Source organism: Bradyrhizobium sp. A11 (assembly GCF_042077125.1).
GTDB classification, from domain to species: domain Bacteria; phylum Pseudomonadota; class Alphaproteobacteria; order Rhizobiales; family Xanthobacteraceae; genus Bradyrhizobium; species Bradyrhizobium japonicum_B.
The window spans coordinates 4,462,097-4,485,170 of record NZ_CP149509.1 but is presented as its reverse complement, the minus strand read 5'-3'; the positions used below and the strand labels follow the sequence as shown (position 1 = coordinate 4,485,170).

Sequence of the window (23,074 nt, the reverse complement as noted above, 5' to 3'; positions counted from 1 at the left end):
TTGTCGTCGGATAAGAATGTTTACTCGTAGTCGGCAAGCCGCAGTCCCGTGAACTGCCAGCGGTGGTGCGGATAGAAGAAGTTCCGATAAGTGATACGGCTATGGCCCTCCGGCGTCGCAAGCGAGGAGCCGCGCAGCACCAATTGGTTGACCATGAACTTACCGTTGTATTCGCCGAGCGCGCCTTCGATGGCGCGGTAGCCGGGATAGGGTGAGTAGGACGATCGCGTCCATTGCCAGACGATGCCGAAGGCGTCGTTGAGCTGGCCTGTGCGCGCTGCGACCTCCCATTCCATTTCGGTCGGCAGATGCTTTCCGGCCCAGCGCGCGAAGGCGTCGGCCTCGTAATAGCTGATGTGGCAGACCGGCGCGTCGGGATCGACCGGCTTGAGGCCGGCAAGCGTCATGACCTGCCATGCGCCATCGACCTCGCGCCAATGGCCCGGGGCTTGCCAGTCGTCCTTGCTGGCCGCGGCAAAGCCATCCATCAGCCACAACGTCGCGGTCCGGTAGCCGCCATCGCGCATGAAGGCGAGCCACTCGCCGTTGGTGACGAGATTGCGTGCCAGCTTGACCGGGCCCACGAGGGCGCGATGGGCGGGCTTCTCATTGTCGAAATGGAAACCGCCGTCGACATGGCCGACGGTGTGGATGCCCTCGTTGAGTTGCAGCCATTCATCGCCGGTGCGCGTCGCCGAGGGAAAGCGCCAGTCCGGATCGTAGGCCGGATAGACCGGGTTCTGCGCAAATGCGTGCAGGATGTCGGTGAACATCAATTCCTGATGCTGCTGCTCATGGTTCAGCCCGACCTCGACCAGCGGCGCGATCTCACGAAGCTTGTCCGCGCCGGCCTCGCGGAAGAATTTGACCACGGCCGCATCGACATATTTGCGATAGGCGCCGACTTGATCGGCGCTGGGACGGGTGATGTCGCCGCGATGATTGCGCGCATGACGCGGTCCGGCGCTGACGTAATAGGAATTGAACAGGAACGCGAAATCGGGGTGGAAGGGCCGATAGCCTGCGGCGTGCTCGCAGAGCAGGAATTGCTCCCAGAACCAGGTGGTATGCGCCCGATGCCATTTCGCCGGGCTCGCATCGGGCATGGACTGGATCTGCTGGTCCTCCGGCGAGAGCGGCGCGGCCCGGCTTTCGGTCTCGTTGCGGACGGCAATGAATGCGTCCTGCAGCCTCTGGGCGAGACCGCCCGGACCGGACAGTGACGAAAGCGGGGCGGCGGCCGTGGCGGAGGCTTGTTTCGTCACGTTTTTCTCCAGACAGGACAAGAGAACGTTGTTCGCACCACCCGGTTCCATGAACAGGGTTCGTCCTAGATAGGGGCTCCGTTACGGTATGAAAGTCCTTTCCGGCGATGATATTGATGTCATCAGCCTATGGGCCCGACCCCGGCCAAACCGGTCGCAGGGGACCTGTCGCCGCCATTTTACTTTGGATGCACAACGGTTTGGGCTACATATATGGATAGGTATCGGGTTAGATCGGCTGAGCCGGCCCGAGGGATATTGGTGAGGGCTCTGCCCCAGAAGGACACGGATATGAGCATCGCGGAATTCATCGACAACGAAGTGAAGTCGAACGACGTGGTTCTGTTCATGAAGGGTACGCCGCAATTTCCGCAGTGCGGTTTCTCGGGCCAGGTCGTCCAGATCCTCGACCATATCGGCGTCGGCTATAAGGGCCTCAACGTGCTTGAATCCGCCGAGCTCCGCAACGGAATCAAGGAATATTCGAACTGGCCGACCATTCCGCAGCTCTATGTGAAGGGCGAGTTCGTCGGGGGTTGCGACATCGTCCGCGAGATGTTCCAGGCCGGCGAGTTGCAGCAGCTTTTCTCCGAGAAGGGCGTCGTCGTCGCGGCCTGATGAATGACCGGCTGATGCGCCGGATTGGCGGCGCCGAGCTTGAGGTCATCGTTGCCGACATCACCACGCTGAGCGTTGACGCCATCGTCAACGCCGCCAACACGTCGCTCCTTGGCGGGGGCGGCGTGGATGGCGCAATCCATCGGGCCGCCGGGCCCGATCTGGTCGCCGAATGCCGCCTGCTCCACGGCTGCAAGACCGGCGATGCCAAGATCACCAAAGGTTACCGGCTCGAGGCCGCCCACGTGATCCACACCGTCGGGCCGGTCTGGAATGGCGGCAGGTTTGGCGAGGACGATCTGCTCGCCTCCTGCTATCGCCGTTCCTTGGAGCTGTGCGGGATGCACGAGCTGACCTCGGTAGCATTTCCGGCGATTTCGACCGGTATTTTCCGTTTTCCCGCCGACCGGGCGGCCGACATCGCCGTGCGCACCACGATCGAAGGCCTGACGGCTGCGCCGTCCGTGACCCGGGTCGTGTTCTGCTGCTTCTCCGAGCTAAGCGCCAAACTCCATGACGAGGCACTTGCGCGGCACGCCGGCCCTTGTGCCGACTGAGGCGGCCGGTACACTCCGCCGGACCATGTTCCGGGGAGGGGATATGATTTCACGATCTGGGTTGTGTGCGCTGGTTTGCGGCGTGCTGGTGTCGCTCGGCGCGATATCGCTGGCGCGGGCGGAGGGCACCTACGAGATACCGGCCGGCGCGCGTTTCAACCAGGACAAGCTCGCCAAGATCACCGAGTTCTTCAAGAACGAGGTCGCGACCGGCAAGATCGCCGGTGCGAACGTGCTGATCCAGCAGCATGGCAAGCCGGTCTATCACGAGGTCTTCGGTGTGCAGGACGTGGTCAGCAAGGCGCCGATCACCGACAAGACCATCTTCCGCCTGTCGTCGCTAACCAAGGTGATCACCTCCGTTGTGGCGATGCAACTGATCCAGGACGGAAAGATCAAGCTCGACGATCCCGTTTCGAAATACATTCCCTCCTTTGCAAATGTGAAGGTCGGTGAGGAGAAGAAGGCCGAGGACGGCACCAAGACGCTTGAGCTGGTACCACTGGCCCGGCCCATTACCATTCTCGATCTGATGCGCCATACCTCCGGGATAACCTACGGTTTCTACGGCGATAGTCTGGTTCGCAAGGCCTATCGCGACGCCAACATCTACGCGGGCGAATTCGATCTCGCCGAGTTCGCCGAGCGGATCGCCAAGTTGCCGCTGCACAATCAACCCGGCGCACTCTGGCAGTACGGCCATTCCACTGACATTCTGGCGCGGATCATGGAAATCGTGTCCGGGAAGACATTGTTCGAACTCGAGAAGGAAAAGCTGCTCGATCCGCTCGGTATGACCGATACAGGCTTCTTCGTCACCGAACCGGAGAGGCTGAAACGGCTCGCCCAGCCGCTGCCGAACGACAGCAATTTCCGGGTCGGCCGCGAGTACAGGACTGAGGTTCGCCAGAAGTGGGAATCCGCCAGCGGCGGCATGGTTTCGACCATGGCGGACTTTTCCCGCTTTGCGCAGATGCTGGTCAATGGAGGAACGTTCGAGGGCAAGACCTATCTCAGCCCGCAGACGTTTGAGCTGATGGCATCGGACCATGCCGGCAAGGACTCCGGCGTTGAGCGGGACTACTTCTATTTTCCCGGTGACGGTTTTGGCATGGGACTTGGGTTTGCCGTGCGCACCGATCCGGGTAATGCCAAACCTCCGCCGCCCGGCGATCTCGGGGAATTGAAATGGGACGGCGCCAGCGGTTGCTATTTGGTGGTTGATCGCAAGCAGGACATGTTCTTCCTGCTGCTGGAGCAGACCCCGAGCGAGCGCCAGCGAATCCAGCGAACATTGAAGCAGCTGGTTTATGAAGCCATGGAGAAGTGAGGCTTTCGTTCGGATCGTCCTCGCCGCCGCCTTTGTCCTGCTGGCGGGCGCGGCGAGCCAGCTTCGTGCCGAAGCGCCGGCTGCCCGCAGTTTCTCGACGGCGGGACTTGCGCGCGTCAGTGCGTTGCTCGACGAGGCGGTCGCCGCCGGCAGGATCCCCGGCGCGATCCTTCTGATCCAGCAGCACGGCAAGCCCGCACTCTACCGCAAGTTCGGCCAGCGCAATGTCGCGACGGCGCAGCCAATGACGGACGACACCATCTTCCGTCTTTATTCGATGTCGAAGCCGATCACCTCGGTGGCGGCGATGATGCTGGTCGACGACGGCAAGCTCGCTCTCGATGACCCCGTCGCGAGATACATTCCGGCCTTCGCCGATGTGCAGGTCGGCGTCCCGCAAGCAGACGGCAAGCTGGCCCTCCAGCCGCTGGCGCGGCCGATCACGGTGCGCGATCTGCTCCGGCATACGTCCGGCATCACCTATGGCTTCTACGGCAGCAGTCCCGTCCGCAGGCTCTATACGGAAGCCGGCCTGTTCGACGGCGATCCCGACAATGCGCAATTCGCCGAGCGGCTTGCGCGATTGCCCTTGGCCGAGCAGCCGGGGACGCTGTGGGACTACGGCCATTCGACGGACGTGCTGGGCCGGGTGATCGAGACGGCATCGGGCCGGTCGCTCTATCAGTTCGAGAAGGAGCGGTTGCTCGATCCCCTTGGCATGCGGGATACGGCGTTCTTCGTCGCCGACCATGCCAGGCGGCCGCTGATCGCCGAACCCTTGCCCGGCGACTGGTTCGATCGTCCCGTCGCCGGCATCATCGAGGCGACCGCGCCGCGTCGCTGGGAATCCGGTGGTGCGGGCATGGTCGGCACCATCGGCGACTATGCACGTTTTGCACAGATGCTGCTCAATGGCGGCGAGCTCGAAGGTCGCCGCTACCTCAAGCGCGAGACCGTGGCGCTGATGGCGTCGGACCAGCTCGACGGAGCCAATGGAATCGCGAGAGATTCGGAATTCTATTTTCCGGGCTCCGACAGCAGCTTTGGTCTTGGCTTTGCCGTGCGCACGCGCGCGAAGCCGCCGCTGCCCGCAGGCGAATATCGCTGGGACGGTGTCGGCGGCACCTTCTTCTTCATCGATCCCGCCGACGACATGTTCGTCATCTGCATGATGCAGTCGCCCTCGCAGCGGGGCCCGATCCAGGACGAGCTGAAGCGGCTGGTCTATGACGCGATGGGACGTTGACCAAAGCGCGATGAGATTTGGATGAATCGTCATCGCGCTTCAGGTGGTGTTTACGCATGATCTTTCCGGAAAACCGCTTCGCAGCTTTCCGGATCATGCTTACGCGCCGCGCACGATCTCGCGGACGTATCCGATCGTCTCCTCGATTTGGGCCGCATTGACGTCGAGATGGGTGCAGGCGCGGATGCGTCCGTCCATCATCGCAAGCGTGACGCCGCGCTGGCGCAGCGCTGCGACCATCTTGTCGCCGGCAATGCCGGCGCCGTCGGGCTTGAAGAAGACGAGGTTGGTCTCGGGCTCCTGGACCTCGATCCCTGCGATCTGCGACAGACCGCGGGCGAGCGTGCGCGCATTGGCATGGTCGTCGGCCAGGCGCTCGACGTGATGGTCGAGCGCGTAGATGCAGGCGGCGGCGCAAATGCCGGCCTGGCGCATCGAGCCGCCGAGGCGCTGCTTCCACTGCCAGACCGCATCGATGAAGGCGCGCGAGCCCGCAAGCACGCCGCCGATCGGCGCGCCCAGGCCCTTGGAGAAATCGATCCAGGCCGAATCCCAGCCTGCCGTCATGTCGCGCGGGGAGATGCCGCTGGCCACGGTGGCGTTGAGCAGGCGCGCGCCATCCATGTGGGTGACGAGGCCGTGCTGCTTGGCGATCGTCACGATCTCGTCGAGCGCGGCCTTCTTCCAGATCGTGCCGCCACCGATATTGGCGGTCTGCTCGACGCTGACGACGGTCTGCGGCGGCTGGTAGCGCGTGCGCGGATGTAGCGCCTTGCGAAAGGTCTCTGGCGTGAACTGGCCGTCTGGTCCCTTCAGCTGCGTGACCTGGAAGCCGCCGATCGCGGCGTGAGCGCCGCCTTCGCGGGCGATGATATGCGCGGTCTCATGGGCGAGGATCTCGTCGCCGGGGCGGCAATGCACCAGCGTCGCGGTGACGTTGCACATGGTGCCCGAGGGCATGTAGACCGCCGCCTCCTTGCCGAGCAGATCGGCCACGCGCTCGCACAGCGCGTTCACGGTCGGATCATCGCCGACCTGCTCGTCCCCGACCTCCGCGCGCGCCATTGCCTCGCGCATCCCGGGCGTCGGCTTGGTCTGCGTGTCCGAGAGCAGATTGATGCGCACCGGCGGCGCATTGGGATCTATCGGGGGAGGGGTGTAGAGCATGGCTGATCTCGTCATTTCATCTAGTCGAACAATTGCGGTCTGATGTCTTGTGCGCCGTGAAGAATGGCGCGGATTTCGACGTGGTCGGGCTGGACGGTGTAGAAAATCAGATGGGATTGGAAGCGGAAACGTCGATATCCTGCCGCGAGTTCATCCACCTGCCGGCCGATCAGGGGAAAGTCGGCAAGAAGTTCGAAGGAACGGACAAGACCCGCGTAATAGGCTTCAGCCTGATACTTGCCGAACCGGCTCTCGGTGAAATCGTAGATGGCGATCAGGTCGGCTCGGGTGCGCTCCGATAGCCGATACTCAGCCATGGCGGCGCTGAGCAACACGTTGGCGCGCGGCAGCGAGGATGTCGTCCGGCGTGTCCGAGGTGAAGTTGTTGCAATCAGGCTGGGCGAACAGTGCCTGATATCGGCGGACTTGCTCGTCACGGGGCAGCTTGGCCCATGCTTCAAGCTCCGCCTCGGAAGGCGTTGCCGATGGGGTGATGTTGGCGAGCTGGTCGGTCGTCTGGGACATCGAAACCAGGTTATCACAATAAAAAGGCCCCGGAAACCGGGGCCTTTGAGCAATGGATCGCGAAGATATCAGCGCGAATAGAATTCGACGACCAGATGGGGCTCCATCTGCACCGGGAACGGCACGTCGGAGAGGCCGGGGATGCGGATGTACTTGGCGGTCATCTTGCCGTGGTCGACTTCGAGATAGTCGGGCGTGTCGCGCTCGGGGAGCTGGCTGGCTTCGAGCACGTGGGCAAGCTGCTTGGAAGCTTCCTTGACCTCGACGACGTCGCCGACCTTGAGCTGGTAGCTCGAGATGTTGACCTTGCGGCCATTCACCTTGATGTGGCCGTGGTTGATGAACTGGCGCGCGGCGAAGATCGTGGAGACGAACTTGGCGCGGTACACGACCGCGTCGAGACGACGCTCCAGGAGGCCGATCAGGTTCTCGCCGGTGTCACCCTTGAGGCGGCTCGCCTCGACATAGATGCCGTGGAACTGGCGCTCGCTGATGTTGGCGTAGTAGCCCTTCAGCTTCTGCTTGGCACGCAGCTGCACGCCGAAGTCGGAGAGCTTGCCCTTGCGGCGCTGGCCGTGCTGGCCGGGGCCGTATTCACGACGGTTCACGGGGCTCTTCGGGCGGCCCCAGATGTTCTGGCCCATACGGCGATCGATCTTGTACTTCGCCTCACTGCGCTTAGTCATCGCGTCCTCTTCAGGTCATGGTTTGAGGAAACGCGCCCTCCTGTGTGACGGACCTAGGCCCGGCACCGACAGGTCCGTTCCCCAAAGCTTAAGGGAAAGGACCACGGGTCGCGAAACGCTTCGCGGGCCGAAATCGGCCCGCGAGCAGGCGGCTTTTAGGGGAGTTTGGGGCTCACTGTCAATGCGAATGGACCCAGTATCAGGTTCTTAACGCCCGAATCGGCTTGGCCCCCGCCGCCCCCAATTCGGCAGCGATTTCAGTGTTCAAGACCTGTTCCAGCCGGGTCAGGACCCGGGCGATCGGAGCAGCGTCCGTAACCCGGTGATCCCAGCGGATCACGACACGGATGGTCTGGTCGGGCTCGACCACCCCATAGCTGACGACAAAGGGGCCCGGCGTGATCGGATGAAGCTCACCGCCGCCATAGGCGGCCACCGAGCTGACCCCAAAGCTACCAAACCAATTGCCGCGCTGCCGGCCGAAATTCAGGCCGATCGCCCAGGACAAGCGGCGCAGCGGCAGCGGCAGGCGGGTCGCCCGCATGATCTTGCGGAACATCGGGACGTCCTCGACCGGGGCCGTCTTGCCGAGCCGGATCTCGGCGTCAATCGCTTCCAGTGAAAGGGCTTCGGGAGCGGCAATTCGCTGGGGCAGCACGCATTCCTCGCCATCGTCCACCCGCGCGATCGCGACCGTCGCCACGCTCTTCGGCAGCTCGTAGAAGCCTGGCCAAGGCCATTTGACGTAGAGAGTGCGCAGGATCGGCTCGTCCCGCGCAACCAGGGCGAAAGCCTTGACGAACATCGCGGCCCAGCCGGCGGGCGCCGTTGCGCGTGCGCGGGCCTCCAGCAGGGGACGGATATTGAGCGAGCGGGAGAGTGAAACGAAAGGCACGCCCATCGAGGCATGCATCAGGTCGCAGATCAGGCGACGCCGCAGCGATATGGTTTTGGGCGTCCCGCGCATTGGTCTTCAGTTCCAAATCAAAGCTCAAAATATGTGCAGCGAGCGGTGCCCGCCCGCTCGCTCTAGCATGAACCAACCCTCTTGGGGCCGGCCGGTTCGCCACATCACGGCCTGGCGAGGCTGCCGGCTTGGTAATGACAAAAATCTGTATCATTTTCAATGGCTTGTTGCCTGGGTCTTGGCGTCATCCGCGCAAAGTCGCTTGAGCCTGTTTCTCCTGTCACCCTCGTTGCGGCTATTCAGAGCTTGATTCCCTGGAATGCCGCCATGATGCCGCGCTGGAACAACGACCAGTCGAAGCCGAGCGCGATCGCGCGGTAGCCGCGGTCGATCAGGGCATTGGCCTGATCTGCGGTGCGGGCGACGCCGCCGATCGGCACGCCGCTTCTGAGGATGCCGGCCTCGGCGCGCGCGATCAGCTCCAGCAGCTCCGGGTCGTCCATCTGGCCGCGCTTGTTGATGGACGTGGCGAGATCGCCGGGGCCGATCACCGCGACGTCGATGCCGGGCGTCGCCATGATCTCGTCAATGCGGTTGACGGCATCGACATGCTCGATGGTGACCATGCAGATCATCTCGTCGTCGGCGCTGGCCATGTAGTCCGGCATCGACTGGCCCCACCGGAACGGGGCGTGGAACGGGCCCCAGAGCCGGTCGCCGCGCGGCGGATAGCGCACGCTGCGCACTGCCTTTTCGGCGTCCGCGCGGCTGGTGATCATCGGGAAGTTGATGCCGAAGGCCCCGATGTCCATCGGCGCCTTCGCAAGCCACGGCTCGTTCGCCGCGATTCGCACCAGGGGCGTGCACGGCGTGCCCGTGGTGGCGGCGATCATCGCATGCGCTTCGGTCAATCCGATCGGGCCGTGTTCGAGATCGACGATGATCCAATCGAGCGAGCGCGCCATGATCTGCACCATCTGCACGCTCGGGATGGTCGCGATCGCACCGAAGGCGGGGCGGCCCTCGCTCCACAATTGGCGGAGACGGTTGAGTGGCGTGGACGGGACCGACATCGAAAGACCTGCAGCTGGGGGACGACGGCAAAACGTAGCAGCGCGGCGCCGAGGCGGAAAGTCAGGCCAGCGCGCGTCCGCCGAAGAACGGCGTCAGCGTGGCCGAAAGGCCGTGCACGCGGTTCGAGGTGAAGATCATCTCGGCGCCGGCCTGTGCGATGTCTCCGCTGCGCGGACCGAGCAAGTCGGAGACGCGCCGGGCGATCGCCGGCGCGGGATCGATCCAGTCCACCGGCCAGGGTGCCAGCCGTTTCAGCCGGTCGAGCAGCAGCGGATAATGCGTGCAGGCGAGCACGACCGTGTCGGTGCGTGCGCCGGCATCCGCGGTATCGCCGACGAAGCAGGGCGCGAGCTCGGCCAGGATGTCGCCGTCGCTGACGGAAGCGCCGCCCAGCGCGGCCTCGGCGAGCGAGGCGAGTTCGGGCGAGCCGACCAGCGTCACCTCGCAGCCTTGCGCGAAATCGCGGATCAGGGCTTTGGTGTATTCGCGCCTCACCGTGCCCTTGGTGCCGAGCACCGAGACGCGGCGGGTCCTCGACCGCGCGCAGGCCGGCTTGATCGCCGGCACGGTGCCGACGAACGGCACGGAATAGGCGGCGCGCAAGTGCGACAGGACCAGGGTGGACGCCGTGTTGCAGGCGATGACGACGATATCAGGGTCGTGCGTGCCGATCAGCTCCCCCATCAGCGGCACGACGCGGGCGATGATCTCGTCCTCGCCGTGGTGGCCGTAGGGGAAGAAAGCGTCGTCGGCGACGTAGACAAAGTCCGCTTCCGGGCGCGCGGCCACGACCTCACGGAGCACCGTGAGCCCGCCAAGGCCGGAATCGAACACCAGGATGGTCGGAGAATGGGTCACGTCGTCACCTTAAGGCGCCATGGTTACCATTCGGTTTTTGGGGCGGTTTTGCGGCGGGGCCGCTCGGCGTCATGGGAGGGGAGCCAGGTACCAGCGGCATCCGCAGAATTCCGGGACCGACATGATGCGGCCCGGCGTGGGCTGCCCACGTTCACGCGATCCTGTTCGTCGTGGCTGCCCGTTCCGTGGCCAGCTGCTTCTGCAGGCGGTCGATGTTCTGCAGGAGGCGCTGGCTGGTCAGCACCAGGAAGTAATAGCCGAACTGCGGATCCTGGAAATAGATCTCGAGCAGCCGGTCATAGGTGATCGTCAGCACCTGGCCGTCTTCGATGCATTGAATCGTTCCGGTGCGCCGGTTGTCGGGTGTGAGGAAGCCGAGCTCACCCATCAGCGCTCCGGGCCCAATCTCGACGTTGATCTCCTTGACCAGGAACTTGCCGGTGACCGTGAGGAGCATTTCCTTCGCGGGATCGCCCAGCTTGAACAGCGTGTCGCCGCGGCGATACCGGCGCTCGGTCATGAATGGCTTCAGCCATTCGATCGACATGTCGCCTTCGGCGGCATGACGCGCCTTCTTGACCAGCTTGAGCATCTGCCGGAGGCGCAGGGCGTTGATCGGAAGCATCAGCAGGTAGAGCAGGAACGTTGCGACGTTGGCGGAGAGCGCGCCGAAGATGGCAAAGAACGCGCAGCCGATCATATTGGCGACGCGCAGCGGCACCATCGTCCGCATCAAGAGCGTGGCGACAAAGAAGACCGCTCCGACCACGGCGAACATATTGGCCAGCGTGATGTTGCTGACGAAGATCTCCAGCAGCCGGTTGAAGATCGCGTCGTAGGTGACATTGTTGGGATCGAGGCCCATCTGAACCAGGATCTTCGCGATCCTGAGATTGTCCGTGGCCGCGTCGAGAATGCGGTCGAGGATCGAGGAAATGTCTGCGCTGCCGGACGGCATGGTACTAACCCCGCGTAAGGCCTTCAGTCCTGGTCGGTGTGCTCGACACCTATAGCCGAAATCGGATGACGGTCGGCTGAAATGAAGCCTTCGGCCGCCATGTCGCAAGAGGCAAATTCTAGCCCGATCGAGCCTTTCGGCAATTGCCCGTCGGTTGTCCATCAGGCCGTGGCGGCGGCGATTCGGACCGGGAGACGGCGTCGCGGAGGGGGATGCGCCCCTGGCGGGGGTGCCGGGACGATCTTCGCCTTACGGCTTCGTGGCGGGCTGCACGACCTGCTGCTCGACGAGGCCAAGGCGCCCCGGCAGCGAAGCGGCCCGCAGCATCATGGCGACGCTGTTGGCTTCCTCCAGTGTCAGGTTTCCGGAGATCTGGCCCGAGCCGCCGGTGATCGGCTCGCGGATCACCGGGGCGGAGATCACCTTGTCGTCGAGCACGATGGCGAAGGGCTTGCCGACGTTCTCGCTGGTGATGTGCGCGAAGCGCCGCGTGCCGCGGCCGTTGAAGCGGAACGAGGCGATGGGCTCGTTCGTTTCGATTGCAAATCCCGGACCTGCGAAGCTGATGTCGTCCCCGTCGAGCGCGCTGTGCTTGGCGACGAGGTGGGGTTGGTTGTCCTTGAAGCCGAGCAGAACTTCCGTGCCGTCCGGCGGCGCGCCGCGCTGTGCCTGGTCGGCAGGCATCGAGAGGTCGACCTGGCGGAAGCTGACCTTGACCTTCCTGGCGAAGATCGCGGTGATGCGCTCGGGCTCCGTCGCGCCCGGCAGGAAGATACGGATGCGATCTGCGCCCTCGGGCTGGACGCTGGTGAGCGTGACGCCGGCGTCCTTGAGGCGCTGCTCGATCATGGCGATGGAATCGTCGACCAGCTCGTGCAGCCGAGCGGCGGATGCGGCCTCGGTCGGCGCCAGCCTGACCGGTCCGTCGCCACTGCCGCTGACGGTGAGCGCGTGCGTTGGCAATCCCTCCGCTGCCGAGGCGAGCTTGCGTGTGAGCTGCTCGCGGCCCTTCGCGTTGGGGATATTCACCTCGACTCCGCCCTCGCGGATCGCGAGGCCGGAGAAGGCGATCCGGCCCTCGCGCAGGATCTTGTAGACGTCGTCGCGCAGGTCCGCGACAGCTGCCTCGCGCAAACCGTCGGCGTCCACCCGATAGACGATGCGCGATCCGCCCAGCTTCTCCATCTTGTCGGCAATGAAAGCCGCGACCTTGACTCGCATCTTGTCGAGCTGGGCGTCGGCCGACGCCGCGCCCGGCATGGCGATCGCCGCTGCCATGGCGAGCGCTACGCCGAGGGCGGTGATGAAGTTGCTCCGATGCCCAGGCATGATCACCTCAAGTCTTGCGGCAGGACGCTGGCCAGCGAATCCGACGCCAGTTCTTGGTCCCGGAATTGGGTGTGAAGGTTCAATTCCGGTGTCGATTGAGGCCCGCCGCCGCAGCGGGTAAGGCCATGGACGAACGGCAAATCATCCATCATTCTGCGCTCGCTCGACCGGCCATTGGTCGAGGCCTCGCCGAACAAGATGTCAAAAGACAGCGGGCGGGGGACATGCATCTGAGGGAGGACGGAATTCCATGGCGGGCATCCATGCGCTCGATCGGCTTATCGGCAACGACTATCCGGAACTTTTGACGGACGCGGACGTCCGCGCTTTCGAGCAGGTCCCTTACGCTGAGCGCATTGCGGCCGAGAGCACCTATGATGCCATCAAGCTGGGTGCCGAGCGCAACCCCGACGGCGCGGCGATTCAGTTCCTGCAGAATGCCGATCCCGCCGACACGCCGGCCGTGGTCACGTACCGCGATTTCATCGCGCGCGTCACGCAGGCCGCCAACATGTTTCACGCGCTCGGCGCGGAAAAGGACGACGTCATCAGCTTCATGCTGCCGCTGGTGCCCGATGCTTTCGTGACGCTGTTCGGTGCGGAGGCCGCCGGCATCGCCAATCCCGTCAATCCGCTGCTGGAGCCGCACCAGATTGCGGAAATCCTGGAAGCCGCGAACACCAAGATCCTGGTGGCGCTCGGTCCGATGCCGGGCACCGACATCTGGCAGAAGGTCGAGCAGATCCGTCCGCAGCTCAAGCACCTCAAGGCGATCGTGCAGGTGTTCGGCGGCGGCGATCCTGACAAGGGCATCTTCGCCTTCGGCGACCTGATCAAGCAGCAGCCGTCGGACCGGCTCGTCAGCGGGCGCAAGATTCTCGGCCGTGACATCGCCGCCTATTTCCATACCGGAGGTACCACCGGCACGCCGAAGCTGGTGCGGCACACCCATGCCAACCAGGTCTATCAGGCCTGGGCGCTCAATCTGCTGCTGAAGGGAAAGCCCGGCGTCAATCTGCTGTTCGGCATGCCGCTGTTTCACGTCGGAGGCTCGCTGACACAGGTGCTGACGACGCTGTCGAGCGGCGGTTCGCTGGTCGTGCTGTCGCCGGGCGGCTGGCGCAACCCAAATGCGGTGAAGAATATCTGGGGACTGGTCGAGCGCTACAAGCCCGAGGCGCTGTCGAGCGTGCCGACGGTGCTGGCCGCGACCCTCGCGGTGCCGCCCGGCAATGCGGATATCTCCAGCCTGAAATATGCCGCCGGCGGCGGCTCGGCGATCCCCGTCGCCGTCGGCTCGGCGATCCAGGATAAACTGAAGCTGCCGGTGGTCGAGGTCTACGGCATGACCGAGACCTCGAGCGTGCATACGCTGGCCTATCCGGCGCGACCGATCCGGCTCGGCTCGGTCGGTCTGCCGATGCCTTATTCGCGCGTGCGCATCGTGCAGTTGGACGCCGACGGCCGCCTGATCCGCGACTGCAAGCCGGACGAGATCGGCGTCGTCATCATGGCCGGGCCCGGCGTGTTCAGCGGCTATCTCAACGACGAGCACAACAAGGGTGCCTTCGTCGAAGAGGTCTGGGTCAATTCCGGCGATCTCGGCCGTCTCGATGCCGACGGCTATCTCTGGATCACCGGCCGCGCCAAGGACCTCGTGATCCGTGGCGGCCACAACATCGATCCGGCGCCGATCGAGGAGATCATGTTCCGCCATCCCGCCGTCGGCTTTGCCGCCGTGGTCGGCCAACCCGACGCCTATGCCGGCGAATTGCCCGTGGGATACGTGCAGCTGAAGCCGGGCGCCAAGGTCGAGCCGGGCGAATTGGAATCGTGGGTGCGCGAGCGCACGCCGGAGCGCGCGGCCGTCCCGGTGCAGGTAATTCCGATCGATCCGATGCCCGTGACGGGCGTCGGCAAGGTGTTCAAGCCGCAACTGCGCTGGGACGCGGCGGAGCGCGTATTCGCCAAAGTGCTGGCGCCGCTGGTCGAGCGCGGCATCGATTGCAGGGTCAAGGTCGGCGCCCATGGCAGCCACGGCTCGATCGCGACCGTCACGCTGGTCGGCCTGCCGCCGGATCAGCGCGAGACGATTGCGGCCGAGGTGCACACGCTGCTCGCGCCGTTCGTGATGCGGCACGAGGTGGTGCAGATGTAGCGCGGTTTCGGCATGGCTGAAGCTGGGCTTGGCTTCGCCGCATTAGCCTTACCCACGTTCGGGATGCCTATGTGACCGAAATCACATAACAACAATTGGTAACCGGCGACGCTATCGAATAGTCTCAGGACATTGCATCCGGGGGGACGCAAGTGATTCCGTTTCGGCTATTTGCTTTGTTGATATTGGCAATGGGGCTTGCCTGCGGGCCCGCGCAGGCCGAGCGCCGGGTCGCGCTCGTCATTGGCAATTCCGCTTACAAGAGCGCGCCCAAGCTCAACAACCCCGTGAACGATGCCACCCTGATCGGCGGCATGTTCAAGAAGGCGGGTTTTGATTCCGTCGACGTCAGGTTGGATCTCAGTGCCGGCGAGATGCGACGCATGCTGCGCGAGTTTGCCGGCAGGTCGCGCGATGCGGACATGGCCGTGATCTATTATGCCGGCCACGGCATCGAGCTCGACGGCAACAACTATCTCATCCCGACTGACGCGACGCTGGAGACGGATGGCGACGTTCTCGACGAGACCATTCCAGTCGAACGCGCATTGTTCGCAGTCGAGCCGGCCAAGCAGCTACGCCTGATCATCCTCGATGCCTGCCGCGACAATCCGTTCGCGAAGACGATGAAGCGCACGCTGGCCTCGCGGGCGATCGGACGCGGCTTGGCCAAGGTGGAGCCAACCAGTCCGAATACGATGATCGCCTTCGCCGCGAAAGCCGGTTCGACCGCATCCGACGGCGATTCTCGAAACAGTCCGTTCGCGACCGCGCTGGTCGAGCATCTGCCGAAGCCGGGTCTCGATCTGCGCAAGGCGTTCGGCTTCGTGCGCGACGACGTGCTCAAGACCACGGGCTACAAGCAGGAGCCTTATGTCTACGGGTCGCTCGGCGGCGATGATGTGCCGCTCGTGGTCAAGCCGGCCGCGACCGGTCCCCAGGCCAACCCGCAAGAGGCCGTGCGCAGGGACTACGAGCTCGCGCTCCAGCTTGCGACACGAGATGGCTGGGAAGCGTTCTTGGCGGCGTATCCGGATGGCTTCTATGCCAGTCTTGCCAAGGGCCAGCTGAACAAGATCGGCGCCGAAGAGACGCGTGCGGCCGCCGAACAGAAGGCCAAGGCGGCCGAGCAGGAAAAGGCAAGGCTCATTGCCGAGCGCGCCCAGAAGGCCGAGCAGGAGAAGGCTGCCGCCGCGGCCAAGGCCGCCGAAGAGGCGCGAATTGCTGCGGAGAAGCAAAAGCAGATCGAACAAGCCAAGGCGGCGGCGGCCGAGCAGCAGCGCAAGGCCGCCGAGGCAGCAGCCGCGAAGGCGTTGGCTGAGAAACAAGCGGCGGAGAAGGCCAAGGCCGAACTCACCGCCAAACAGGCCGCCGAGAAAACGGAGCAGGGCGCCAAGCCGGCGGCTGATCGGCAGCTGCCTGAGGTCGAGAACCAGAAAGTGGCCGCGCTTTCGCCTGAGCCGAAGCCAACCTTATCGGGGGCCGACCTCGCGAGATCCGTGCAGAGCGAATTGCGCCGGGTTGGCTGCCTTGCATCGGCGGCGGAGGGCGAGTGGACTTCGGCCGCGCAGCGCTCGTTGACGCTCTTCAACAAATATGCCGGTACCCAATTCGACGTGAAGCTCGCCAGCATCGACGCACTGGACGCGCTGAAGGCCAAGCCGGGACGGATCTGCCCCCTGGTATGCAATTTCGGCTTCAAGGCAGACGGCGATCAATGCGTGAAGATCACCTGCCGGGCCGGTTATCGCGTCAACGACGACAACGAATGCGAAAAGGTACAGGAGAAGAAGCCGGTTGCGACGCGCGAGAATTCGAGATCGCGAGACAATGATCGGAAGACAAGCGAGTCCGCGCCGTCAAAGCCGCAGGCAACCGGCCAGATCTTCTGCAACAGTGCGGGGTGCCGGCCGGTTCGGCAGGGATGTCGGCTCGAAGGATGGGGCAACAGGAACGCCGGCTTGATGAGCGGCGGCGGCACCAGCGTCGTCGAAAACTGCCAATGAAATGCAAGTGACGCTGGCAGCCCAGCTCTTTCGACCCGACTACTTGTCAAGCGGTGCGCACGAACAAGCCTCGCGTCGTCTCGACGTTAGTGCCGCGGCATCGCCGTAGCTGAGCTAGCCAGCCGGCATCCTCGTCTCGACGAGGCGTGCCCAGAACGAGGCGCCGTGGCCCAGAATGTTGTCGTTGAAGACGTAGGCCGGGTGGTGGCACTCGTTGCCGTCGCCCATGCCGACCAGCACCATCGCGCCGGGACGCGCCTCCAGCATGAAGGAGAAGTCCTCGGCGCCCATCATCGGAATGAACTTGTCGTTGACGCGGTCAGCACCGACGATGTCGCGGGCGACGTCGGCGGCAAGGCCGGCCTCGCGGGCATGGTTCATGGTCACCGGATACATCCGCGTGTACTTGGTCTCGGCCGAGCCGCCATAGGCGCGGGCGACGCTCTCGGCGACTTCGCCGATGCGGCGTTCGACGAGATCGCGCACTTCAGGGTCGAGCGTGCGCACGGTGCCGCCGAGCTCGGCGATCTCCGGGATGATGTTGAAGGCCGTGCCGGAGTGGAATTGCGTGATCGAGATAACGGCGGATTTGAGCGGATCGACGTTGCGCGCCACGATCGATTGCAGCGCATTCACGATCTGCGAGCCGATCAGCACGCTGTCGACGGATTTGTGCGGGCCGGCGCCGGCGTGGCCGCCCTTGCCGTGGACCGTGATCTGGATGTTGTCGGAGGAGGCGAGCATCGCGCCGGGCGTGGTGGCGAAATGGCCCTCCGGCAGGCCCGGCATGTTGTGCATGCCGTAGACCTCCTGGATGTTCCAGCGCGTCATCAGCCCGTCCTCGACCATGGCCTTGCCGCCGCCGCCGCCTTCCTCGGCGGGCTGGAAGATCATGATCGCGGTGCCGTCGAAATTGCGGGTCTCAGCCAAGTACTTTGCGGCGCCGAGCAGCATCGCGGTGTGGCCGTCATGGCCGCAGGCGTGCATCTTGCCGGGGACCTTGGAGGCGTAGGGCACGCCCGACGTCTCCATGATCGGCAGCGCGTCCATGTCGGCGCGCAGGCCAATGGTCTTGCCTGAGGCGGACTTGCGGCCGCGGATCACCCCGACCACGCCGGTGCGGCCGATGCCGGTCACCACCTCGTCGCAGCCGAACTCTCTGAGTTTGTCCGCGACGATCCCCGCGGTGCGGTGGACTTCGTAGAGCAGCTCGGGGTTCTCGTGGAAGTCATGGCGCCAGGCGGCCATTTCGTCGGAGAGGGCGGCAACGCGGTTGACGATGGGCATGGGGGATCCGTTTCTTGTGGGTTCACTTGTCATTCCGGGGCACGCGAAGCGTGAACCCGGAATCTCGGAATCGTAGCGCGAGATTCTCAGGTGCGCGATTGCGCACCTGAGTTCACGCGTCGCGTGCCCCGGAATGACAGGGATATCAGCTCTCGCCGAACACGCGCTTGAAGATCGTGTCGACGTGCTTGAGATGATAGCCGAGGTCGAACTGCTCCTCGATCTCGGCGTCCGAGAGATACTTCCGCACCTCCACGTCCTTCTTCAGGAGCTGGAGGAAATCGCCTTCGCCGCGCCAGACCGGCATGGCGTTGCGCTGCACCAGCTTGTAGGCGTCTTCGCGGCTTGCGCCCTTCTGCGTCAGCGCCAGGAGCACGCGCTGCGAATGCACGAGGCCGCCGAGGCGGTCGAGGTTCTTCTGCATGTTGGCGGGGTACACCAGCAGCTTGTCGATCAGGCCGGCGAGGCGTACCAGCGCGAAGTCGAGCGTGACGGTGGCATCCGGGCCCATCATGCGCTCGGCCGAGGAGTGCGAGATGTCGCGCTCGTGCCAGAGCACGACGTTCTCCAGCGCGGGCGTCACGTAGGCGCGCACCATGCGCGAGAGGCCGGTGAGGTTCTCCGACAGCACCGGGTTGCGCTTGTGCGGCATGGCGGAGGAGCCCTTCTGCCCCTCGGAGAAGAACTCTTCGGCCTCCAGCACCTCGGTGCGCTGCATGTGGCGGATCTCGACCGCGATCCGCTCGATCGAGGAGGCGATCACGCCGAGGGTCGAGAAGTACATCGCGTGGCGGTCGCGCGGGATCACCTGGGTCGAGATCGGCTCCGGCACGAGGCCCATCGCCTTCGCCACGTGCTCTTCGACGCGGGGATCGATCTGCGCGAAGGTGCCGACGGCGCCTGATATGGCGCAGGTCGCGACTTCCTTGCGCGCCGCGATCAGGCGCTCCTTGGCGCGGGTGAACTCGGCATAGGCATAAGCGAGCTTGAGGCCGAAGGTCACCGGCTCGGCATGGATGCCGTGGCTGCGGCCGATGGTCGGCGTCATCTTGTGCTCGAAGGCGCGCTTCTTCAGCGCGGCCAGCACCTTGTCGAGGTCGGCGAGCAGGAGGTCGGCGGCACGGGTGAGCTGCACGTTGAGGCAGGTGTCGAGCACGTCGGAGGAGGTCATGCCCTGATGCACAAAGCGCGCCTCGGGGCCGACGATCTCGGCGAGATGGGTGAGGAAGGCGATGACGTCGTGCTTGGTCTCGCGCTCGATCTCGTCGATGCGGGCGACGTCGAAGGTGGCGTTCCTGGCCTTGGCCCAGACCGTCTTGGCCGCCTCCTTGGGGATGGTCCCGAGCTCGGCTAGGGCGTCCGCCGCATGCGCCTCGATCTCGAACCAGATCTTGAACCGGGTCTGCGGCTCCCAGATCGAGGCCATTTCGGGACGGGTGTAGCGGGGGATCATCTGATGGCTCCAGGAAGGTGGGCGGGCGATCCTGAGGAGGCGGCGCCGGCCAAAATGCTTTTTACGCCGTGATTTAACAGAGCCGACAGGGCGAAACAAACGGTCTGACCTGCGAGAGAGGGGGATCGCCGAGCTATCCACCGGACCGGTTCGCAGGGGGGAGGCGGCCCCGCGCAGAAATCAGCTGTCAATCACGGATCATTGAATGACAGATATTGAAATCTGTCAGCGAGACATGTATATCCGTTCTCGGACGCTCCAATTGGGCGTCCCGCGACAAGCCCCGGGGAGCCCGACATCCGACGCGGATCGGAGGGCGAATTGAAGAACGGGACCGCGGACGAATGGAGACTTAAGACGATGACGACCGAAATCCTCAATTTGACCGGCGTGATTGGGCATTGGCTCAATCTGCTGGTGGCGCGCCAGATCGCGGCGCAGGCTGCGAAACTGCCTCATTAGGGCATAGGCTTTCCGAAACGACCGGCCAGGGCGCTTCGGAAGCAGCTCTACTGCCGGGAAACTGAGCCCTCAACGGGAACATGGTGCTGGCATGAATGAAGCTGTTGTCTTGACGCCGGAGCGGATCCTCGACGTCACCGAGGACGTGCTCCGGCGCTTCGGACTTGCCAAGGCCACCGTGGTCGACGTGGCCCGTGCGCTCGATGTGAGCCACGGCAGCGTCTACCGCCATTTCCCCAGCAAGGCCTCGCTGCGCGAGGCGGTTGCCAAGCGCTGGCTGGACCGCATCGACGCGCCGTTGCGCGCGATCGTCGAGGAGCAGGGCCCGGCGCCGGCCAGGCTCGACCGCTGGCTGCGTACGCTGTTCGCTGCCAAGCGCTCGCGCGTGCTCGACGACCCCGAGATGTTCGAGACCTACCTGACGCTGGCGCGCGAGGCCTGCGCGGCCGTGAAGTGTCACAAGGACACCATGATCGACCAGATCGCGGCGATCCTGAGCGACGGCGTGAAGCAGGGCGTGTTTGACGTCGCCGACGCGAAGATCACGGCGCGCGCGATCTTCGATGCGACCGTCCGTTTCCACCATCCGGCTCATGCCGAGGAGTGGAAGGATGCCGATCTTGCTGCGCGCGTCGACGCGACGCTGGCGCTGCTGCTGCGCGGTCTGAAGGCGGCCTGAGGCCGCAGGACTCATTCACTTCGCTGTGCGGCCGATCAACCTCTCGCCTTGTGAAGAAGGGCGCCGTCGCGAAGCGAGGGCGAGGAAGCCGAATGTCTTCGCGTTTGGTAGGCCGAATCGGACGACGGCACGACCGGCGGACTAACCGGATAGACATCGACCGCGATTTCTACGGCGTCTTTTGACCGCTTTCGAAGCCGGTGGAATGTCAGCTCCTGATCGAGCATCGGACAGCGGAAGTGGACGACGGCGGTGTCGGGCAGGCGGCAGAGCTCGTCGATCAACTCGCCGACCGTGATGACGGGGGGATGGTCGACTGACTTGTGGTGACCCTTACTCATGACCCTGTACTCCTTCATTGCCGTGTTAACCGGAGCCGGAGGGTCTGCGTTCCAATTTCGTTCGGCAGATCGAGAAGCTTCAGGGGCAAACCGGTGCGGCAGCTCTGCTGCTAGATCCTCGTCAGACCGCAGGTTGCGGCCAGCCGCACCAGCTGCGCGTCCGTGCGTGCGCCGGTCTTGGTCTTGATCAGGTAGTGATAGTTCTGCACCGTCTTCACACTGAGATTGAGATGCGCCGCGATCTGCTCGGTGGTGGCGCCGCCGGCGAACTGGCGCAGGATTTCGATCTCGCGCTCCCCCAACTGATCCAGCACCGAACCCGACGACAGGCTGTCCTCGGCCAGGATATGCGCGATGTCGTCGCTCATGGCGCGCTCGCCGCGGGCGACGGCACGGATGGCGCCGACCACCGAGGATGGCTCGCTGCTCTTGGTGACGAAGCCGCTGGCGCCGGCGCCGAAGGCGGCTTTCACCAGCACGGCCTCGTTGTGCATGGTGAAAACCAGGATCCGCGCCCGCGGGCTGCGGGCGCGGATGTTGCGGATCGCCTCCAGCCCGCTTGCACCCGGCATCGAGATGTCGAGCACCACGACATCGGGGTCGTGCGCCTTGAAGGCGCCATAGGCGTCCGCGGCGTTGTCGGCTTCCGCGACGACATGCAGATCGCCCTGGCTTTCCAGCACACGCCGGTAGCCTTGCCGGACGATCGGATGGTCGTCGACCAGCAGCACGGAGATGCCTGTTGCCGCCACCTCGCTCATGGCGGCCTCACGCGGCGAGCGGGATGGTGGCGGCGACGCTGAGGCCGCCGCGGGCAGGCAGGATCGAGAGCGATCCGCCGGCCGCATTGACGCGCTCGCGGATGCCGGTCAGGCCGAAGCCGGCCGACTGTGCAACACGCGCCGCATCGCCGCCGCCGTCGTCCTCGACGCGGATCAGCAGCGCGTTGTCGTCGCCGGTCCGGCGTTCGATGCGCAGGGAAATCTCGCGCGCCGCACTGTGGCGTAGCGCGTTGGTCAGGCATTCCTGCGCCACGCGATAGGCGGTGGTGGCGGCCGCTCCCCGCACGTCCGTCAGGTCGCCCCTGAGGTCGAGCCGGATCGTCGGCCGCGCCGCGCTCTGCGAGCGCCAGCTGTCGACGAGATTGACGAGGCTCGCCTCGAGCCCGAGCTCCTCGGGCAGCGGATTGCGCAGACGCTTCAGCGCATCGCGCAACGAGGCCATCAGATGATGGGTGGCCTGCGAGATCATGCGCGCATCTTGCGCGATCCCGATGTCGGCGTTTCCCTTCTTGCTCGCCGTCTCGATCGTGTTGGCGAAAGCGAGAATGGCGGATAAATTCTGCCCGAACTCGTCGTGCAGCTCGCGGGCGAGGGCGCGGCGCTCGTCGTCGCGGATCTCGATCAGGCGCCGCGTCAGCGCGGCGCGCTGCTCGGTGGCTTCCTCCAGGCGGCCGCCGAGCTCCTCGACGGCGCGGCCGATCATCGCCAGCTCCATCGAGCGGAAACGCGGCAATTGGGTGCGATATTGTCCGCGCGCCATGCGCTGCAGCGCCGTCACGATCGCGCGCGCCGGGGCCAGCGCATGGGCGATCGCGAGCGATGCCAGCAGGGCGATCGCCGCCGCCATCAACAGCGCGACGTCGATCACGTTGAGGATGTACTCCCAGGCGAGCGAGATCGCGGCGGCCGCATCCGGCGTCGCGACCACCGTGCCGGCGGAAGCGGCCCGGGGACTGACCGGCCGTATCACCTCGGCGTGGCTGCCGAGGATCATCGGCACGATGGCGGCGAACCAGCGCGGCGGCGTCTTGCCCAGCCCCTCGCTCTGGCCGCACAGCGGCTTCTCAAAAGCGATGGCCGGCTGGAACTCGACGCAGACGCCCGGCGCGATCAGCTTCATGGTCTCCAGGGTGCGCCAGTCCGGAACCGGCAGGATATGCTCGCGCGCCCTGCTGCTGCGCAACAAAAGCTCGCGCCAATACAGCCCCTGAAGTGCCTGCGCGACGCGCTGCGCCGAGGCTGCGGTCGCCCGATCGACGCTGCGATAGGCGTCGAACGTGGCCCATATGGTTGCCGCGCCCAGGCACAGGGCCACGATGAGCAGCAGACGGGCGACAAGCTGAAGCACGAGGCGCATGCGATCACCCTCGACGTTTGATAAGGTCA

Annotated in this window: 22 protein-coding genes; 7 read left to right on the top strand and 15 right to left on the bottom strand. The window is 64.7% G+C overall.

Annotation, left to right across the window (positions count from 1 at the left end):
- Positions 1–20: 20 nt before the first annotated feature.
- On the bottom strand, positions 21–1,316 hold the full coding sequence (gene egtB, locus WI560_RS21095) for an ergothioneine biosynthesis protein EgtB (RefSeq protein WP_375304698.1): 1,296 nt from the start codon (positions 1,314–1,316) through the stop codon (positions 21–23).
- A gap of 240 nt (positions 1,317–1,556) precedes the next feature.
- On the opposite strand from egtB, the gene grxD reads away from it, so the two are divergent.
- Genes grxD through WI560_RS21075 form a run of 4 tightly spaced genes read left to right on the top strand, consistent with a single transcriptional unit; the run spans position 1,557 to position 5,016 of the window.
- Positions 1,557–1,883, top strand: coding sequence for a Grx4 family monothiol glutaredoxin (gene grxD / locus WI560_RS21090; RefSeq protein WP_080140390.1), 327 nt, complete (start codon positions 1,557–1,559; stop codon positions 1,881–1,883).
- Positions 1,883–2,440, top strand: a complete 558-nt coding sequence (locus WI560_RS21085; RefSeq protein ID WP_375304697.1) for an O-acetyl-ADP-ribose deacetylase — start codon at positions 1,883–1,885, stop codon at positions 2,438–2,440. The genes grxD and WI560_RS21085 overlap by 1 nt, the downstream gene beginning before the upstream one ends.
- A gap of 43 nt (positions 2,441–2,483) precedes the next feature.
- Entirely contained in the window at positions 2,484–3,770 is a 1,287-nt protein-coding gene (locus tag WI560_RS21080; RefSeq protein WP_375308881.1) for a serine hydrolase domain-containing protein, read from the top strand.
- Positions 3,751–5,016: a serine hydrolase domain-containing protein gene (locus WI560_RS21075; RefSeq protein WP_375304696.1), complete on the top strand. Its 1,266-nt coding sequence runs from the start codon at positions 3,751–3,753 to the stop codon at positions 5,014–5,016. Before WI560_RS21080 ends, WI560_RS21075 begins: the two co-directional genes overlap by 20 nt.
- Positions 5,017–5,115: 99 nt before the next feature.
- On the opposite strand, the gene WI560_RS21070 is transcribed toward WI560_RS21075, so the two are convergent.
- The 9 genes from WI560_RS21070 to WI560_RS21030 all read right to left on the bottom strand — a co-directional run bounded on the left by WI560_RS21070 (position 5,116) and on the right by WI560_RS21030 (position 12,520).
- Entirely contained in the window at positions 5,116–6,183 is a 1,068-nt protein-coding gene (locus WI560_RS21070) for a threonine aldolase family protein (protein WP_375304695.1), read from the bottom strand.
- A 20-nt stretch (positions 6,184–6,203) separates the two neighbouring features.
- Positions 6,204–6,518 (bottom strand): type II toxin-antitoxin system RelE/ParE family toxin, encoded by a 315-nt coding sequence (locus tag WI560_RS21065; RefSeq protein WP_375304694.1) that lies wholly within the window; start codon positions 6,516–6,518, stop codon positions 6,204–6,206.
- Entirely contained in the window at positions 6,493–6,708 is a 216-nt protein-coding gene (locus WI560_RS21060) for a hypothetical protein (protein ID WP_049820196.1), read from the bottom strand. The genes WI560_RS21065 and WI560_RS21060 overlap by 26 nt, the downstream gene beginning before the upstream one ends.
- 68 nt (positions 6,709–6,776) lie before the next feature.
- Positions 6,777–7,394: a 30S ribosomal protein S4 gene (gene rpsD / locus WI560_RS21055; RefSeq protein ID WP_028137354.1), complete on the bottom strand. Its 618-nt coding sequence runs from the start codon at positions 7,392–7,394 to the stop codon at positions 6,777–6,779.
- 199 nt (positions 7,395–7,593) lie between these two features.
- The gene (locus WI560_RS21050; protein WP_375304693.1) at positions 7,594–8,361 is read right to left on the bottom strand and encodes an acyltransferase; all 768 of its coding nucleotides are present in this window, start codon (positions 8,359–8,361) and stop codon (positions 7,594–7,596) included.
- A gap of 239 nt (positions 8,362–8,600) precedes the next feature.
- Complete coding sequence (locus tag WI560_RS21045; protein ID WP_375304692.1) at positions 8,601–9,374, bottom strand: HpcH/HpaI aldolase/citrate lyase family protein; 774 nt, start codon at positions 9,372–9,374, stop codon at positions 8,601–8,603.
- Between the two features lie 61 nt (positions 9,375–9,435).
- Positions 9,436–10,233 (bottom strand): glutamate racemase, encoded by a 798-nt coding sequence (gene murI / locus WI560_RS21040; protein ID WP_257175401.1) that lies wholly within the window; start codon positions 10,231–10,233, stop codon positions 9,436–9,438.
- A gap of 151 nt (positions 10,234–10,384) precedes the next feature.
- Positions 10,385–11,191: a Crp/Fnr family transcriptional regulator gene (locus WI560_RS21035; RefSeq protein ID WP_375304691.1), complete on the bottom strand. Its 807-nt coding sequence runs from the start codon at positions 11,189–11,191 to the stop codon at positions 10,385–10,387.
- Between the two features lie 249 nt (positions 11,192–11,440).
- Positions 11,441–12,520: a preprotein translocase subunit SecD gene (locus WI560_RS21030; protein WP_375304690.1), complete on the bottom strand. Its 1,080-nt coding sequence runs from the start codon at positions 12,518–12,520 to the stop codon at positions 11,441–11,443.
- Positions 12,521–12,770: 250 nt separating this feature from the next.
- On the opposite strand from WI560_RS21030, the gene WI560_RS21025 reads away from it, so the two are divergent.
- Together WI560_RS21025 and WI560_RS21020 are read left to right on the top strand one after the other, a co-directional pair.
- Positions 12,771–14,678, top strand: coding sequence for an acyl-CoA synthetase (locus WI560_RS21025; protein WP_375304689.1), 1,908 nt, complete (start codon positions 12,771–12,773; stop codon positions 14,676–14,678).
- Positions 14,679–14,869: 191 nt separating this feature from the next.
- The gene (locus tag WI560_RS21020) at positions 14,870–16,684 is read left to right on the top strand and encodes a caspase domain-containing protein (protein WP_375304688.1); all 1,815 of its coding nucleotides are present in this window, start codon (positions 14,870–14,872) and stop codon (positions 16,682–16,684) included.
- Positions 16,685–16,798: 114 nt separating this feature from the next.
- Here WI560_RS21020 and WI560_RS21015 read toward each other — a convergent pair whose 3' ends face one another.
- Complete coding sequence (locus WI560_RS21015) at positions 16,799–17,971, bottom strand: M20 aminoacylase family protein (RefSeq protein ID WP_375304687.1); 1,173 nt, start codon at positions 17,969–17,971, stop codon at positions 16,799–16,801.
- Between the two features lie 145 nt (positions 17,972–18,116).
- The gene (purB, locus tag WI560_RS21010) at positions 18,117–19,424 is read right to left on the bottom strand and encodes an adenylosuccinate lyase (RefSeq protein WP_375304686.1); all 1,308 of its coding nucleotides are present in this window, start codon (positions 19,422–19,424) and stop codon (positions 18,117–18,119) included.
- A 553-nt stretch (positions 19,425–19,977) separates the two neighbouring features.
- Between purB and WI560_RS21005 the strand changes: the two genes are divergently transcribed.
- Complete coding sequence (locus tag WI560_RS21005) at positions 19,978–20,565, top strand: TetR family transcriptional regulator (protein WP_375304685.1); 588 nt, start codon at positions 19,978–19,980, stop codon at positions 20,563–20,565.
- Between the two features lie 35 nt (positions 20,566–20,600).
- Here WI560_RS21005 and WI560_RS21000 read toward each other — a convergent pair whose 3' ends face one another.
- The 3 genes from WI560_RS21000 to WI560_RS20990 all read right to left on the bottom strand — a co-directional run bounded on the left by WI560_RS21000 (position 20,601) and on the right by WI560_RS20990 (position 23,045).
- A complete protein-coding gene (locus tag WI560_RS21000) occupies positions 20,601–20,906 on the bottom strand; it encodes a hypothetical protein (RefSeq protein ID WP_375304684.1) in 306 nt (101 codons plus the stop codon).
- 110 nt (positions 20,907–21,016) lie between these two features.
- On the bottom strand, positions 21,017–21,667 hold the full coding sequence (locus tag WI560_RS20995) for a response regulator transcription factor (protein WP_257175394.1): 651 nt from the start codon (positions 21,665–21,667) through the stop codon (positions 21,017–21,019).
- 7 nt (positions 21,668–21,674) lie between these two features.
- Positions 21,675–23,045 (bottom strand): sensor histidine kinase, encoded by a 1,371-nt coding sequence (locus WI560_RS20990; RefSeq protein WP_375304683.1) that lies wholly within the window; start codon positions 23,043–23,045, stop codon positions 21,675–21,677.
- Positions 23,046–23,074 lie beyond the last annotated feature (29 nt).